Below are 16,942 nucleotides of genomic sequence, written 5' to 3'. Positions count from 1 at the left end.
ATTTGCAGGAATGATAGTAAGAATACATCTATCCAAACTTTTTGTATACAATTTCCGGGATATAAAATTGAATTATTTATTGGTTTACTGTTTATTTCGGCCCCGGTTCACGCGTTTGTAACAGCTCTTTTACGGCGTTTCCATTTCTTCCAGATAATACCCTTGTGTTCCACCGGCACTTCGCTTCCCAATAATTTTCCCCAGGGTTTTAATCCATCTACACGGTCAAAAATTATCTTAAGCACTGCAATAAACGGCACCGAAAGAAACATGCCTGAAATTCCCCAGATAGATCCGCCAAGCAATACGATCACCAAGGTGACCAATGCATTGATTTTTACCTGCGAAGAAACAATGCGGGGAACGAGGATATGGTTGTCAACAAATTGAATCACAGAATAAGAAACAATAATCCAGATCTGGGTTGAAAATCCATCTTTAGTTACCGTGGCAATCAGGATAGGAAGAATGATAGCAATAATGCCACCGATATAAGGCAACACATTTAAGAGTGCGCCGATAATGCCCAGCAATATGGCATAGGGAACGCCCAAAATAAGAAGAGCCGTTATATTCAGAATGGCAATAATTATGGCCTCAAGCAACAAACCCACCATATAGTTCTGGATGGCATTTTTGGTTTGCGATAATACCGTGCTCACGCCTTCAGAATTTCTTTGCGAAAATACTTCGTACAAAAAATTCAGGATAAGCGTTTTGTAATACAACATCAAAAAAATATACACAGGTAAAAGAAATACAACGCTCAGCGTGCCCAGAACCGTGCCCAAAGTCTGGCCTATTAAAGGTTTCAGGCTCTCGCTTAATTCAGATAAATACTCCTTTTGCTTATCAATGGTGAATGAATAATTGTTTTGCAGCCAAAGCTGAAGATTGTGGAAAAGAAGAGAAAACTTTTTTTGAAGGGTATCGATGTTCTCTGAAAACTTCACAATCTGTGACGAGATAAAATAGCAAACGCCGGCAACAAACAAGATGGCTAAGAGCAGTGCAAGAGAAATAGCTACTACCCGGTTCAATTTTTTGTTTGTCAAAAAATTTACTAAAGGATTTAAAAGAATAGCAATCATTATGGCGAATGCAAGAGGAATTAAAATACTTCTCAGCTCAAAAAGCACAAATACAAACAGGATTATTCCAAATAAAGTGACAGTAGACCTGAAAAAAAAGGGATATTTCTTTTGCATAAATTAGTTTATAAGCCGGAAGATAATTCGATAAATTAATGAATAGGAAATTATTTAAGAAAGCTAACGATTAATCCAATGCGGAAGAATATTTTTATAACAAAAAAAGAGGAAACCGCCGGGCTTCCTCTCTAAAAAAATTGTATTGTACTTTTAATTGCAGTCTGCCAGTTTATCTTGCACCACTCTGCCTCCGCAAATAAATCTTTTGGAATAATAATGGTCATCAAGGTTGCTTATCGTGACGCCGTGTGAAGAGGCCTGGACAAAATAATCATTATCGAGGTAAACACCTACATGCGAAACGCCACCGCGGGTATTAAAGAATACCAGGTCGCCTTCTTTTAATTCATTTTTGCTGATGTGCTCTGTAGCCTCATATTGTTCACGGGCAGTGCGCGGCATATTGAATCCATACACAGCAAGCAGTAAAGCGCCGGTAAGCGCACTGCAATCAATTCCTCTTTTTGTTTCACCACCGTAGCGATAGCGGGTGCCGAACCAATCATCTATGAACCCAAGCAAGGTCAGATTTTTTAAAGATTCTACATCCACGTCCATCATCATCGCATATTTATACTGAAGCGAAGAAAGCTTTTCAATAAGTGAATGTGATTCTATCTCTGGTTTGGCCGCTTCTTTGGTTACCACAGCGGCAGGAATATTTTTTATGCTTTTTGTGCCTCCACTTTCAGTATTTCTTAAAATGCCATCCGGAGTAAAAGAAATCCCATCGATTTGGGAAGAAGAGCTTGCGTCACTACCTAAGTTTGCAGTGCTTACAGCATTTACGCCTGTTTGGGCATTCGCGAATTGTAGGGAACATGAAAATAGTATTGCCAGGCAGATTAATGCAGGTTTTTTCATTCTATCGGGTTATTTATCATTTATTAAAAAGATTAAGCATTGAGTTTGGTTTCACAGGCTTAGCTTTTAAAACAAACGAATCGCTTCACATTTTATTTTCTGAATGTGACGAAGGTAAGTTTCACCTCAGAAAAAAGCAAATAATTCACAAATATTTTTTCATTAAAAAAATCTTAAAATCCTGTGAGTTATGTTGATAATTTACAAAAAGAGGCGGTCGCTTTTTTGCGATATTTGCGGAGCCGGGAATGGTCAGTGGTCAGTGGTCAGTGGTCAGTGGTCAGTGGTCAGTGGTCAGTAGTCAGTAGTCATTTTCAATTTTCAATTTACAACTCTCTAAATGAAATTTTCTCATCTTCATGTTCATACGCAATTCTCCCTCCTCGACGGGGCAGCATCTATAAAATCTCTTTACAATAAAGCGATAGCTGATGGTATGCCGGCTCTTGCCATTTCAGACCATGGAAATATGTTTGGGGTTTTTGAGTTTGTAAAACATGCGCATACACTTAAGAATGATGATGGCACTTTAAAAGTAAAGCCGATTGTCGGATGTGAGTTTTATATCACCGAAAACCGGCACCAGAAGCAATTTACAAAGGAACAAAAAGATCCCCGCCATCACCAGATATTGCTGGCTAAAAATGCAGAAGGGTACAAAAATCTTTCAAAGCTTACCTCTCTTGGCTACATCGAAGGAATGTATTCAAAATACCCGCGTATTGATAAAGAATTAATTCATAAATACCACAAGGGCTTAATCGCCACTACCTGCTGCCTCGGTGCACTGGTGCCGCAAACGATTTTAAAAAAAGGCGAGGCAGAGGCGGAAAATGAATTCAAATGGTGGCTGAATATTTTTCAAAAAGATTACTATGTGGAACTGCAGCGCCATGGAATTCCTGAGCAGGAAAAAGTAAATAAAGTGCTGCTCAAATTTGCCAAAAAATATGAGGTAAAAGTAATTGCCAGCAATGATTCGCATTATGTAGATGAAAAAGATTTTAACGCGCATGATATTCTTCTTTGCATCAATACGGGTGAAACTCAGGCCACTCCTGCCCTTCGCGAATTCACGGATGATGACGTCAGCATTAAGAATAAAAGATTTGCATTTCCCAATAACCAGTTCTACCTGAAGAATACTTCAGAAATGCTTACCGCTTTCCAGGATTTACAATATTCGCTGGATAATACCAACGAAGTAATTGATAAAATTGAGGTGCTTGATTTAAAAAGAGATATTTTGATACCTCATTTTCCGGTGCCCAAAGAATTTGAAAACCAGGAAGCTTATCTCGATCATTTAACATGGAGCGGCGCAAAGAAAAGATATGAAACCATCACACCCGAAATAGAAGAGCGGATAAACTTTGAATTATTTACCATCAAAACAATGGGCTTTGCGGGCTACTTTTTAATTGTGAGCGATTTCATTGTTGCGGGAAAAGATCTCGGTGTATTTGTAGGCCCGGGGCGTGGCTCAGCCGCAGGTTCGGTGGTTGCTTATTGCATCGGAATTACCAATATTGATCCCATTAAATACAATCTTCTTTTTGAAAGATTCTTAAATCCTGACCGTAAATCCATGCCGGATATTGATACGGATTTTGATGATGAAGGAAGGCAAAAAGTGCTCGATTATGTGGTGGATAAATACGGGAAAAACCAGGTAGCGCAAATTATTACTTACGGCACAATGGCAGCCAAGATGAGCATTAAGGACGTGGCCCGCGTGATGGATCTGCCGCTTTCAGAAAGCAATGCTTTGGCAAAGCTGGTTCCCGACCGGCCGGGCACTTCGCTGAAGAAAGTGTTGATGGCTCCTGTTACGGGCCCAAAATCTTTAACTGAAGATGGCGTAGGGCCTGATGATCTCAGCAATATCATGAAGCTCCGCGATATCTATAATGGCGACGATATACGAAGCAAGGTATTACATGAAGCAGAAATCCTTGAAGGTTCTGTCAGAAATACGGGCATCCATGCTTCCGCGATAATCATTGCTCCACAAGACCTTATGGAACTGATACCGGTTGCTTCTTCAAAAGATTCGGAGTTGTGGCTGACGCAGATTGATGGCAGCAACATCGAAAGCGCCGGTGTTTTAAAAATGGATTTTCTCGGATTAAAAACGCTTAGCATTTTAAAAACGGCGCTCAGCCTCATCAAAAGAAATCATGGTGTATCAATTGACCTTGACTTGCTGCCGCTGGATGATGGAGAAACCTATAAGCTTTTTCAACGGGCAGACACCAATGGCACTTTTCAGTTTGAAAGTACGGGTATGCAAAAATACCTGAGAGAATTAAAGCCGGATAAGTTCGACGACCTGATTGCCATGAACGCTTTATATCGCCCGGGCCCAATGGCTTATATCCCGGCCTTTATTGAACGGAAACACGGACGGCAGGAAATTGTTTACGACCTGCCTGAAATGGAAGAAATTTTAAAAGATACGTACGGCATCACGGTATACCAGGAACAGGTAATGCTGCTTTCGCAAAAATTAGCCGGCTTCAGCAAAGGCGATGCAGATATCCTGCGAAAGGCAATGGGGAAAAAGAAAAGAGACGTATTGGATAAAATGAAGGCGCAGTTTATCGAAGGCGCTAAAAAATTACACCATCCTGAAAAAATATTAGAAAAAATTTGGTCGGACTGGGAATCATTTGCCCAATACGCGTTTAACAAATCGCATTCCACCTGCTATGCATTTGTGGCGTACCAAACTGCTTATTTAAAAGCGCATTATCCCAGTGAATACATGGCGGCCGTTTTAAATCACGCAGGCGCCATTGAAAAGATAACCTTCTTTATGGAAGAGTGTAAAAGGATGGGCTTAACCGTGCTGGGGCCAGACATCAACGAATCGCAAAAAGGATTTGCGGTGAACAAAAAAGGCGAAATAAGATTTGGTTTCAGCGGAATGAAAGGCGTAGGCGAAGCGGCCATCGAAAACATCATTGAAGAAAGGGAAAAGCACGGCCTTTTCACTTCCATTTTCGATATGATTAAGCGCGTGAACCAAAGAACCGTTAATAAAAAATCGCTCGAAAGCCTTACTTATGCAGGCGCTTTTGATTGCTTTAATAATTTTCACCGGGCCCAGTTCTTTTTTACCGTGCCGGGAGAAAATATGACATCGCTGGAAAAAATAATTCGCTTTGGCCATCAGTTCCAGGCGCAGCTAAACAATAACACCAACACGCTTTTTGGCGATCTGCAAATGGATAACGTAACGCCACCGGCAATTCCTGACTGCCAGCCGTGGCCGCTGGTTCAGTTGCTCAACAATGAAAGGGACGTAATTGGCATGTACTTAAGCGGCCATCCACTGGATAATTTTAAATTTTTACTGAAGTATTATAAATTCGATACCATTGCAGACTTTAATGAATTTAAAGCGGCGGTTAACCTGTTTCCCAATCCTTCCAGGGCATTCAGGATAGCAGGTTTGGTGACGGAAGCGCAGCATCGCATTTCAAAAAAGGGAAATAAATTTGGCATCCTTCACCTTGAAGACTACACAGAAAAAATGGAGTTGATGCTGTTTGGGGAAGATTACGCTAAGTATAACCATTATCTTGAGCCCGGCATGGTGCTCTGCATTTCGGGCGCATTCAGGCAACGCTTCAGCACATCGCCTTATGAATTCCGGATTAACCAGGCTTGTTTGCTGGAAACAGTAATGAAAAGCAATACTAAAAAATTAAATATCGGAATCAACCCGAAAGATGTTTCCGAAGAAATGATCACCTTTGTAGGTGAAAATCTTCAAAAATTCCCGGGAAATTCAGGCCTCAGGATAAATATTTGCGATGATATATCCAACCTGCGCTTTGCTATGTGCACGATGGATAATGCTTTTGAAATGAATGACGAAATGGCTAATTATCTGCAACACATGCCGGAATGTGAAGTAACGATAGAATTAACATAATACCCATATGACAATTCAACATGGAAAAGATATTGGCTTTAACTTTGCAACTTACAGGATATTAAATTAATTTCTAAATAAAAAAAATAAACTATGGCTCAGGAATATACCGATGCGAACTTTAAAGAAAAAGTTTTGGATTCAGACAAATTAACTATGATAGACTTTTGGGCAGAATGGTGCGGCCCTTGCCGTGCAATAGGCCCCGTGGTAGAAGAACTTTCAAAAGAATATGACGGAAAAGTAAATGTAGGTAAAGTAAATGTTGATCAAAATCCCCAGCTTAGCGTTAACTACGGCATTACCAGCATTCCCGCTATTCTGTTTGTGAAGGAAGGAAAAGTCGTTGATAAGTTAGTCGGCTCTCAACCAAAGGCGAATTTTGTAAAGAAAATTGAAGCCCACAAATAAGAATCAAAAATTTGTTTCAAAAAGATCTCCTGTAACCGGGAGATTTTTTTTTACAGTAAACCAGGAAATAGCAAGATTTTTTATTCTGAAAATCAGCTAAAAACCTATTCATCCCCGGCACCGGTCATTCCTGTGAAAAATTTGATGTGCATCCATCATTGCTCTAATGAGAATTATCTTGACAATGTTTTCATTAAGAGAATCATAAGACACTATAAGTTTGGTGTGCAATTTGAGATACATGATTAATAACCAGTTACCAGTATGGAAGTAAAGGAAGAAGGTATTGAACCCCAAAGAAAAAAATCGGTCGGATATGTGCTCTTAAAGGTTTTATTATGGATTATTGCTTCAGTTTTGTTCCTTGTAATGTTGGTTTTGATCCTGATTCAAACCTCTTTTGTCCAAAATTTTGCCCGAAAGAAAGTGGTAGGATATCTTCAAAACAAACTACACACAACGGTTCAAATTGGTAAGCTGGATATTGATTTTCCCACGACCCTATCTTTACAAAATATTTTCATTGAAGACCTTTCTAAAGACACCCTTCTCTACGGAAAGGAATTGAAAGTGAAAATGGATATGGTGAAGCTGATAAGCAGCAATATTGATATTAAGAAGATCACACTTAATGGAATTGTGGCCAAAGTAAAACGATTGCCTCCTGATTCTGTTTTTAATTTCCAGTTTATTGTAGACGCGTTTTCAAGCCCCGACACACTCAGCAAAAGCTCTTCTGATACTTCCACCCTGCAAATGAGCATTGATGAAATACTGGTAAACAAAACAAGAATCATCTATAAAGATTTGTTTACTGGTAATGACATGGATCTTACATTCGGGCATTTTGATACAAAGATTTCAAAATTTGATCCTTCTCATCTATTATTCGATATTCCTTCAATAACGCTTGACGGCCTTCATGGCCATTTTAACCAGTTGAAACCATTGAAGGAGCCAGTAAAAACTACGGTTTCGGAAGCCGCGGCAGAACCCGATAACTATTTGCAGCTTCTTAATAGAGAGATCAATTTGTCAGATATTGATGTGGCCTATAACAGTGAACCTTCACATTTAAACACTTCATTTGTGATTGGCAAAGCGCAGGTTCATCCCAAAACAATTGATCTTAAAAATAGTGTGGTTACCTTAGAGAGTGCGCTTTTAAACAATTCAGATATCAAAGTGCAAACCGCGTCTCAAAAAGCAGATGTGAAGCCTCCGGATTCTGTGTCATCGGCTCCTGAAACGCCTTCCATGAAAATTATTGCGGGCAATGTGGAAATTAATAAGCTGAATCTGAATTACGATGATCAGTCAAAGCCCAAAGCGCCGTCAGGCATGGATTTTTCGCACTTAGGCATTGAAGGCCTTTCCATAAAAGGATCCAATATTGTGTTCAGCAGCGATACCATTCGTGCATCCGTTGAATCAGCCAGTATGAAGGAACAAAGTGGCTTTGTTTTAAATAAATTGACCACCGATTTTGAAATGAATCCTACAGGAGTTTCATTGAAAAATTTGCTGATTGAAACACCCGGCTCCGATATCAAAAAAGAAGCTGTCATATCATATCCCTCATTGGCAGCGCTGAAAAGTGATCCGGGCAAATTGGGGCTTGACATTGATTTGGAAAACAGCAAAATAGCCATTAAAGATCTTTGGACTTTTGTGCCGCAATTAAAAGCTCAAACCTCATCGCTTCCGGCAGATGCTACCCTTTTTGTGGATGCGCGCATCACAGGCCAGGTGAATAATATGAATTTTCAAAAACTCATATTAAAAGGATTATCTTCCACAGATATCAATGTGAATGGATCTGTAAGCGGCCTGCCCAATGCCAAAGCGTTATACACAAATCTTACGATCAATAAATTTCAAACATCCCGAAGGGATATTGTTTCACTGCTTCCGCCAAATACATTACCACAAAATATTTCACTTCCTGCTGCGCTCTCGGCCAATGGAAAAATAAAGGGAGGAATGAAAAATTTATACGCAAATCTTTCTATCAGGTCTTCGTACGGAAATGCTGCCGTGGATGGCACGCTGGAAAATATTACGGATAAAATAAAAGCCAGGTACGATGTAGTATTACATACCGGATCGCTGCAATTAGGAGCTCTCATGAAAAATCCTAAATTAGGAGCTGTCACCGCAAATTTTAAAGTAAAAGGTTCAGGGCTGGATCCCAAAATCGCGAATGCTACTTTCAGCGCAGTGATTCCGTCAATTGTTTTAAACAAATACAATTATCACAACATCGAGGCTCATGGAACGATAGCGAATAAAAATTACTCAATTAATGCTACGTTTTCCGATCCCAACCTCACTGCAAGAATAGACGGCAGCGGAAATTTTTCCGGAAAATATCCTACGCTCAATTTGAAATCGGTAATCGACAGTATTAAAACTTTGCCGCTGAATCTTACTGCCAATAAGCTAATTTATCACGGGGATATTGACGCAGATTTTACCAACCTGGATCCTGACCACCTTGCGGGAAATTTAAACGTCACCCATTCAATACTGGTTACAGACAGCAACCGGATTACGCTTGATACGCTTTCATTGCTCGCCACAAGTTCAGAACAAAATGAAACGATTGAAGTAAGTTCAGATTTTTTTAATGCTTCAATAAAAGGGAAATATAAGCTCACACAACTGGGAAGCATTATCCAGCAATCTATTCAGCCTTACTACGCCATAGCCTCATCAAAAGATACTGTAACGGTTGCCCCGTATGATTTTGCGGTAAATGCTTCCATAATTTACAATAAAACGTTACACGCATTTTTGCCAACCTTAAGCGAATTAAGAACAGTGGTGCTACGTGCAAATTTTTCTTCAGACAGTGGCATGTCAATGTATTTCAAATCACCGCACATTGTTTATGGATCGATGGTGATCGATTCGTTGAATTTTGAAGCCGCCACAAAGGATAGCGTTCTTGCATTTAATACTTCTTTGGAAAAATTTGCAAGCGGTAGCTCGCTGGCGATTTTCAAAACATCATTAGACGGAAGCCTGCATCACAACAATCTCGATTACACACTCAATATAAAAGACCAAAAATCGAAAGATAAATATCGCCTGCGCGGAAGCTTTGATCAATCTTCCTTAAATAATTATGTGATACACTTGAGTCCTGACAGCCTTCTGCTCAATTATGATCCATGGACTATCAGCCAGGACAATCAAATCAAAATTGACAGCAGTAGCATTATTGCAAAGAACTTTGACTTAAGCAAAGGCAATCAGCATCTGGTAATTAACAGCCAGGGCGCTGGCGCTAATTCGCCACTTGAAGTAAACTTTAAGGATTTTAAAATTTCCACACTTACCGGATTTATTCAAAGCGATTCGTTTCTGGTAAATGGTTTATTGAACGGTAATGCCCTCATAAAAAATTTGCAAACACAGCCCACATTCACAACCGATCTTGTGGTGACTAATCTGAGCGTGCACGCTGATACGATTGGCACATTCACAGCGAAAGTCAATAATAATGTTGCCAATAAATATGAGGCTGATGTGAGGCTGGAAGGCAACGGAAACGATTTAAAAATTAAGGGGGTCTACAATGTAGATCCCACTAACAGCACCTTTGATTTTGTGGCAGACCTAACCAGCCTGCAGATGAAAACGCTGGAAGGCGTTAGTAATGGTGCCATTAAAAATGCAAGAGGAAATTTATATGGCAAGGTTGCCGTGAACGGTTCTTTAAAAAATCCTAACGTAGATGGAAAAATACATTTTAATAATACGGCTGTGTATGTCGCCAGCCTGAATAGTGTTTTCAAAGTAGACAATGAAGCAATTGCCATTGTCAATAACGAAGGTATTCGTCTGAATACCTTTACCATCAGGGATACCACCAACAACACAATTGTGTTAGATGGAATGATAAATTCAAAGGACTTTCTTAATTACACTTTTGACCTGAAAATAAAGGCCGATAATTTCCAGGCAATAAATTCAACCAATAAGGATAACCAGTTGTTTTACGGGAAGATGATCTTTTCAACCAACCTGACAGTCACAGGTTCACCGACGCTTCCTAAAGTGGATGGTAGCCTCGTAATAAATAAGAACACCGATTTTACGGTCGTTTTGCCTCAAAATACTGTTGGCATTGAAAAAAGAAAAGGCATTGTGAGGTTTGTAGACAGAAGCGCAACGCTGGAAGATTCTTTATTTATGTCGCCTTACGATTCATTAAAAGATGCGCCGTTAAAAGGATATGATGTTTCCTTAAATATAAAAATTGATAAGGAAGCAATTTTCAACATGATTGTGGATGCGGGCAGTGGCGATTTTTTAAAATTACAGGGCGACGGGCAGCTGACAGGAGGAATAGATGCGAGTGGAAAAGTAACGCTGACAGGAACCTATGAAATTAATGATGGAACGTATAACCTATCGTACAATTTCATCAAGAGGAAATTTAATATTCAAAAAGGCAGTAAGATTATCTGGACCGGCGAACCAACATCGGGCCAACTGGACGTAACCGCAGTTTATATTGCCAATACAGCACCAATAGACCTCGTGCAGGGGCAGATACAAAGCGCCAATCAAGCGATCTATAAACAAAAGCTTCCGTTTGAAGTTGATCTCAAATTAACAGGAGAACTGCTTCAGCCGCAGATAGGTTTTGATATTGTACTTCCAAAAGAGCAGAGCTATGAAGTATCCACCACTGTAACTACAACAGTAAGAACCAAGCTGGCTCAATTGCGTGAAGAACCCAACGAAATGAATAAACAGGTATTTGCCCTTTTACTGCTGAACCGGTTTGTAGGCGAAGATCCCTTTTCGAGCAGCGGCGGATCCACCAGCGCTAAGTTTGTGGCCATGCAAAGTGTGAGCCGCCTGTTGTCTGAACAACTCAATAAATTAACTTCCAACCTGATTCCGGGAGTGGACATTAATGCGGATTTAGCTACCACACAGGATTACACAACAGGTACAGAACAGGATAAAACCGACTTAAACGTGGGGCTTACCAAACGGCTTTTAAATGACAGGCTTTCCGTTACCGTTGGCAACGATTTTCAACTGCAGGGCCCTGAGCAAACGGCCAAGCCACAAAACGGATTTGCCGGGAATATTTCTATCAACTACAAGCTTACCAAAGACGGCAGATATGAAGTGAGAGTGTATCGGAAAAATGATTACACCGGCGAGCTCGAAGGCTATGTAATTGAGACAGGTATCGGATTTATTGTTTCGGTAGATTACAACAGATTCAATCAAATCTTTCTTAGCAAAGAACAACGCAAAAAGAAAAGGCAGATAAGACAGCACAATAAAGAACTGAAGAAAGAGCAAACACAAAAGGAAATTGATGCTAAATCAGTAACGCCTCCATCAAAAGCAGCAGAAAAATGATCAATCGAAAAGGCACCGTATTTTTTATAGTCTCCATTTTAGTATTCACATCTTGTAACGTTACTAAATTGGTTCCAAAAGGAGATGCGCTTTACACAGGAGCCACCGTAAAAGTTAAGGACAGCACCCTTTCAAAAAAAGAAAAAAAGAAAGTGGAAGAAGCCACCGAAAATTTACCGCAGCCAAAACCCAACGGCCGCTTTTTTGGCATTCCTTTCAAGCTTATTGTATACAACATGGCCGGTGATACTTCTAAGCACGGCTTTATCCGAAAGTTTCTCAGGAAAATCGGCACTCCGCCTGTTTTGCTAAGCAGCGTCAATCTGGAGTACAATGTAAAACTGCTGACGAACTACCTGCAAAACCTGGGTTATTTCAAAACAGTTGCATCAGGCGATACTATTGTAAAACACAAAAAAGGACATGCCTATTATACCGTTACACCCGGTAACGCCTACACGATCAAGGACGTTACGTTTGAAACTGACAGTTCTTCACTGGGGCAAGCGATAAAATTAACAAGACCGAAGTCTTTTCTTAAACCGGGCGATGATTTTAATCTTGCCATAATAAAAGCAGAGCGGGAACGGATTGATGGAATTTTGAAAGAAAGAGGCTATTACTTTTTTAGCCCCGACGCGCTTATTGTAGAAGTAGATTCTACGGTTGGCACCGACCAGGTAAATATGTTTTTGAGGGTAAAAGAAGATGCGCCTGACATTGCAGAAAAGCCTTATGTTATTGACAGCGTTTATATTTTTACGGACTACCGGTTAAATGGAACACGCTCTGATACTTCGCTTCAGAGAAAGGCGTTGTATGGCGGCTACTATATTGTAGATCCGCGAAATAGGTTTAGGCCAAAATTATTTCCTCAAATTATGCGGTTTGATTCCGGGGATGTTTATAACAGGAACGATCACAATCTTACATTGAGCAGGCTGATCAATTTAAATGTATTCAAATTTGTAAAAAACCGGTTCGATGTTACTCCATCACCGGGCGCGGACACAGGAAGACTTAATGCATATTATTACCTTACACCACAGGAAAAAAAATCCCTGAGAGCTGAGCTTTCGGGGAATACAAAATCAAATGACTATGTAGGTTCACAACTTACGCTTTCATTTAAAAACAGGAACACTTTTAAAGGCGCTGAAGAATTGGAAATTCATGGTAATTTGGGTACAGAAGTTCAATATGGCGGCGCAAAAAGTGGCTATAATACTTACACATTTGGCGCCGGTGCCTCGCTTACGTTCCCAAAATTTGTAGTGCCGTTTTTCCACTTCAATACTACCAATGCATTTGTTCCAAAAACTAGGATCAGTTTAGACTATGACCTGCTAAACCGCAGGAAACTTTATACGTTAAGTTCAGTAAAAGGAGAATTAGGATATGAATGGAAACCAAGTTATGATGTGTCTGAAAAATTTAATCTTTTTTCGGTAAACTATGTGCACTCTGTAAATGTGACCAAAGAGTACCTGGACAGTATTATCAAGAACCCGATTTTAAAACACTCGATAGACACCCAATTTATTATTGGCTCTAATTATACGTTTACTGTTAATCCCTTTGTCAGCAATGAACTCGGAAGCGGATTCTTCTTTGAAGGCCTGGCTGATTTTTCCGGTAATGTTTCCGGCCTGTTTATCCCTGAAGACCCGGTAACAAAGCAAAAGAGGCTTTTCGGGGCAGCCATTTCCCAATACCTGAAAGCCCAAACAGACGTAAGATATTATTTGCAGCTTAGCAGTAAAGCCAGGCTGGCAAACCGGCTTCTCCTTGGCTTTGGCTATCCCTATGGCAACTCACGGCAATTGCCCTATATCAAGCAATATTTTATAGGCGGAAATAATAGTATCCGGGCATTCAGAAGCAGGAGCATTGGCCCCGGCACTTACAGGCCAGCCAATGCAGACAGCGCCACATTTTTTCCTGACGAATCCGGGGATTTGAAATTAGAAATGAATACTGAATTAAGATACCAGCTTAATAAAATAGTTGGCGCAGCAGTTTTTCTTGATGCCGGAAATATCTGGCTGTATAATAAAGACACAACGACAGTTCCGGGCCATCCTGACCAATTGCTCAGGCCTGGCGTGCAGTTTACGTCTCATTTCCTGAACCAACTGGCTGTAGGAACCGGAATTGGTTTACGCTTAAATTTTACCATCCTGCTGTTAAGATTGGACCTTGGGATGCCGCTCAGAAAACCCTGGTTGCCGGAAGGTGAGCGATGGGTGCTTAATAAAATTGATTTTGGAAGCAGCGAATGGAGAAGAAAAAACCTCATATTAAATATCGCAATCGGTTATCCATTCTAAAAAGATTTTATTAAATTACCCGTATGAAACAAATTATTTTTTTATTGGCTGTACTATTTTTTATGAGCGCCTGCAATTCAAACCAGGAGGATACAGTCAAAACCCCGGCACCGCTGGAAGTTACAGATTCAGTTACTACCATTGTCAACAACCCGGATTCTATGCGCACAATTATCAACCGGTCAATGATTTGGACCGTTCAGCCGGAGGGAGCCAATAAGGATAAATTAAAAGCTCCGGATTCGGCTCAAATAAAAAATTATTCCTATTCACAACTGATCGATCTTTTAAACTCGAACTATCCTGACATTCAAATGGATTTTGAAAAAATTTCTCATGATACTATCTATATCAAAATTCCCGATAGTCAAAGGCTTACCAATGGTATCGGCGATACCGGCGCAGAAAATTTCCTCGCGTCAGCTACTTATACGCTTACTGAAATGCCAAATATTCATTTTGTAAATATAAAAATGAAATCGGGCGACCATGCGGAAGCCGGCGTATATAGCAGGGACGATTTTAAGGATTTGAGATAAACAGTGTTGAGATAAACAGTGAACGAACAAATATTGAATATTTATTCTCCGATAGATTGAGGTACCCCTAATGTCTTTTTCATGCCGGCAAAAATTGTTTTCCATACCAGGTTAAAGAAAGATTTATAAATATTGCGATCAGATTCTGCCTCAACTGAATTACCTGAATTTTTATTTTCTACAAGAAGATTAGCCGCAAAGCTAAAAAGCCCTCTTTTTTTAATTTTCTTTGTTTCTTCATCACGTTTCAATACATCTACTTTCATGTTCTCATAATTCATCAAAAAACTTCCGGATGCTTTTTTATTATTTCCCTTGAAATGAAAATCAATTGAATGAATTTTTCCTGAATTGATTTTCACAAGCGCCATTGGTATTGAAACCTTATTCAACACCTTCGCATCAAAGGCCGCAACATGCGCATTTACAAAGAAATTGCCATTTTGATTGCCTAACACAAATTTAAAGTTACCCTTCATGGGTATTGCTGCCAGCGCGTTGGCTTCGAAAGCAATATTCAGCATATTATTCTTTTGAATTGCATCCGGCATATTTGTAATGTTTGAAATATCAAAACTGGCTTTTGAGAACTGAACAACGCCAACACTATCGCTTGTTTTTTGATTTTCGCGGTATTCCACATTGGCATTTTTGATTTTCATATTTTTGATATTGACCGGGATATCCAATTTCATTAACATTTGTGAAGGATAATTTCCAATCTTGCTTTTATGCTCAAGCGCTTTGTGGGTATCCCTTGAAATTTTTGCATTTGCATTTTCAATCACGAAGTCAGAAGCCTCAATCTTTTTATCGAGCAAACTATTCATGTTGATATTCTTCAAGGTGAGGCCTGTTAAAGAAAGGTCGTAGCGGTCTTTTTGAAAACGAAATGCATCAGCAAATTTTTGTTCGGAAGTAAATGGAACAATTTTAAATGAGCGGATACGAAGTGCCTGCTGCAATGAATTTATGCTGATGCCGTCGAAATTAAACCGGTAACTTTTGTCCTTCGATTCCAGGGAAAATTTATCAACATCCACTTCGGCTTCTTTGGTAAAATTCATTGGATGATTTTGAAACTGCACAATCTTGTCTGCATTTACATCATTCAGTTTAATAGCTATATTCCCGATGGAAAATTTACTTTTTGCAAAGGGTATAAAAGTAACTTTTGGAAAGTGAAGATGCTTTAACGAAACACTGTAAACGTTCGTAAAACCAGTACTATCTAATGAATTTTTCTTACCGCCCGGAGCCGTTGTCTTCAGATTCTCCACAGGAAGTTCGTAAATATTAATTTCCCTGCACACAATGGTGTCCACCCATAAGTTTTTATTTTTTACAATCTCATTTGTATTTACACCGGTAAGCATGAGGTCGCCTGCATCCAGCAAGCTCACTGGCCGGGAAGTGTCATTGGCAAACCTGTTTACTTCAATGCGTTTAAATAAAAGCTTTTTCTGTTTGCCCAGGAATTGAACCTGTTTCACAGCAAGCTCTCTACGGTCATGGTTAAACGAAAAAAAAGAATCAATTGTAAAAGCGGCTTGCTTACAGAAAAGAACGCGGTTGGTATCGTTGTTATGTGAGCTGTCAATTAAAACATCTTCAAGCAAAAATTTTCCGTTTATCAACTCGAAATTGTTTTCTTTTTTAAAAAAATCAATGCCTTTTACATGCACATTATTTACAAAAACAAAACCCACTTTTATGACATCAAGCTTGCCCAGAATCTGTTGATAGAATTCGCGCGCTTCATTTTGAAATATCGTTTTCTTTTGCAAAGGCTTAAGAGAATACAGCGTTATTTCAGGATTGTCAATAACCACCGAGTCCCCTTCAATTTTATTACCCTGTAAGGCTTTCGCGGTTTTAACGCCAGTTACCAGCAGCGACTTTATGGTAATGTCAAGCATGATATCGGGCATATTTTCCACATCCATGTTTTTAATGCGTTGCGTATCCGGAATGATGCGTACATTTTTCATGGTGGCGTGACCGGCCACTGCATCAAACGAAAGGGAATCATATTTGATAGAATATAAGCTGTCTGTTTCTTCCTTTACAGTTGTCGCCAGTGCATTGTTGGCTACTTTATATTTAAAGTGTTGCCAAACAAACCACGCCGCTACCACCAGGATTATTATCGCGCTGATGATATAAATTATCTTTTTGGAAAATCGTCTCATTAAGGCAAAGCATAAGCAAATGAAGTTCCAAATTAAATAAGAATTAATGTTTTAGATT

8 protein-coding genes are annotated in these 16,942 nt (G+C 39.6%); 5 read left to right on the top strand and 3 right to left on the bottom strand.

What is annotated here, in order from left to right:
* Positions 1–107: 107 nt before the first annotated feature.
* Both EFY79_RS02255 and EFY79_RS02250 read right to left on the bottom strand, forming a co-directional pair.
* The gene (locus EFY79_RS02255; RefSeq protein WP_123119031.1) at positions 108–1,208 is read right to left on the bottom strand and encodes an AI-2E family transporter; all 1,101 of its coding nucleotides are present in this window, start codon (positions 1,206–1,208) and stop codon (positions 108–110) included.
* A 153-nt stretch (positions 1,209–1,361) separates the two neighbouring features.
* The gene (locus EFY79_RS02250) at positions 1,362–2,075 is read right to left on the bottom strand and encodes a C40 family peptidase (RefSeq protein WP_123119030.1); all 714 of its coding nucleotides are present in this window, start codon (positions 2,073–2,075) and stop codon (positions 1,362–1,364) included.
* A 340-nt stretch (positions 2,076–2,415) separates the two neighbouring features.
* Here EFY79_RS02250 and dnaE point away from each other — a divergent pair, with 340 nt between their 5' ends.
* From dnaE to EFY79_RS02220, 5 genes are all read left to right on the top strand, one after another.
* The gene (dnaE, locus tag EFY79_RS02240) at positions 2,416–6,018 is read left to right on the top strand and encodes a DNA polymerase III subunit alpha (protein WP_123119028.1); all 3,603 of its coding nucleotides are present in this window, start codon (positions 2,416–2,418) and stop codon (positions 6,016–6,018) included.
* Positions 6,019–6,111: 93 nt separating this feature from the next.
* The gene (gene trxA / locus EFY79_RS02235; protein ID WP_123119027.1) at positions 6,112–6,429 is read left to right on the top strand and encodes a thioredoxin; all 318 of its coding nucleotides are present in this window, start codon (positions 6,112–6,114) and stop codon (positions 6,427–6,429) included.
* A 264-nt stretch (positions 6,430–6,693) separates the two neighbouring features.
* The gene (locus EFY79_RS02230; protein ID WP_123119026.1) at positions 6,694–11,823 is read left to right on the top strand and encodes a translocation/assembly module TamB domain-containing protein; all 5,130 of its coding nucleotides are present in this window, start codon (positions 6,694–6,696) and stop codon (positions 11,821–11,823) included.
* The gene (gene tamL / locus EFY79_RS02225; protein WP_123119025.1) at positions 11,820–14,153 is read left to right on the top strand and encodes a translocation and assembly module lipoprotein TamL; all 2,334 of its coding nucleotides are present in this window, start codon (positions 11,820–11,822) and stop codon (positions 14,151–14,153) included. Before EFY79_RS02230 ends, tamL begins: the two co-directional genes overlap by 4 nt.
* Positions 14,154–14,176: 23 nt before the next feature.
* Complete coding sequence (locus EFY79_RS02220) at positions 14,177–14,692, top strand: putative periplasmic lipoprotein (RefSeq protein WP_123119024.1); 516 nt, start codon at positions 14,177–14,179, stop codon at positions 14,690–14,692.
* Positions 14,693–14,733: 41 nt separating this feature from the next.
* Here the strand turns inward: EFY79_RS02220 and EFY79_RS02215 are convergent, their stop codons facing one another.
* On the bottom strand, positions 14,734–16,884 hold the full coding sequence (locus tag EFY79_RS02215; protein WP_123119023.1) for a hypothetical protein: 2,151 nt from the start codon (positions 16,882–16,884) through the stop codon (positions 14,734–14,736).
* Positions 16,885–16,942: the final 58 nt, after the last annotated feature.

This window comes from Hanamia caeni, from assembly GCF_003721595.1.
GTDB lineage: Bacteria > Bacteroidota > Bacteroidia > Chitinophagales > Chitinophagaceae > Ginsengibacter > Ginsengibacter caeni.
This window is presented reverse-complemented; position numbering and strand designations above follow the sequence as displayed.

What these genes read in the sequence shown, in the direction of transcription:
- EFY79_RS02255 (WP_123119031.1), bottom strand. Translation starts at nt 1,208, where the DNA reads ATGCAAAAGAAATATCCCTTTTTTTTCAGGTCTACTGTCACTTTATTT.
- EFY79_RS02250 (WP_123119030.1), bottom strand. Translation starts at nt 2,075, where the DNA reads ATGAAAAAACCTGCATTAATCTGCCTGGCAATACTATTTTCATGTTCC.
- dnaE (WP_123119028.1), top strand. Translation starts at nt 2,416, where the DNA reads ATGAAATTTTCTCATCTTCATGTTCATACGCAATTCTCCCTCCTCGAC.
- trxA (WP_123119027.1), top strand. Translation starts at nt 6,112, where the DNA reads ATGGCTCAGGAATATACCGATGCGAACTTTAAAGAAAAAGTTTTGGAT.
- EFY79_RS02230 (WP_123119026.1), top strand. Translation starts at nt 6,694, where the DNA reads ATGGAAGTAAAGGAAGAAGGTATTGAACCCCAAAGAAAAAAATCGGTC.
- tamL (WP_123119025.1), top strand. Translation starts at nt 11,820, where the DNA reads ATGATCAATCGAAAAGGCACCGTATTTTTTATAGTCTCCATTTTAGTA.
- EFY79_RS02220 (WP_123119024.1), top strand. Translation starts at nt 14,177, where the DNA reads ATGAAACAAATTATTTTTTTATTGGCTGTACTATTTTTTATGAGCGCC.
- EFY79_RS02215 (WP_123119023.1), bottom strand. Translation starts at nt 16,884, where the DNA reads ATGAGACGATTTTCCAAAAAGATAATTTATATCATCAGCGCGATAATA.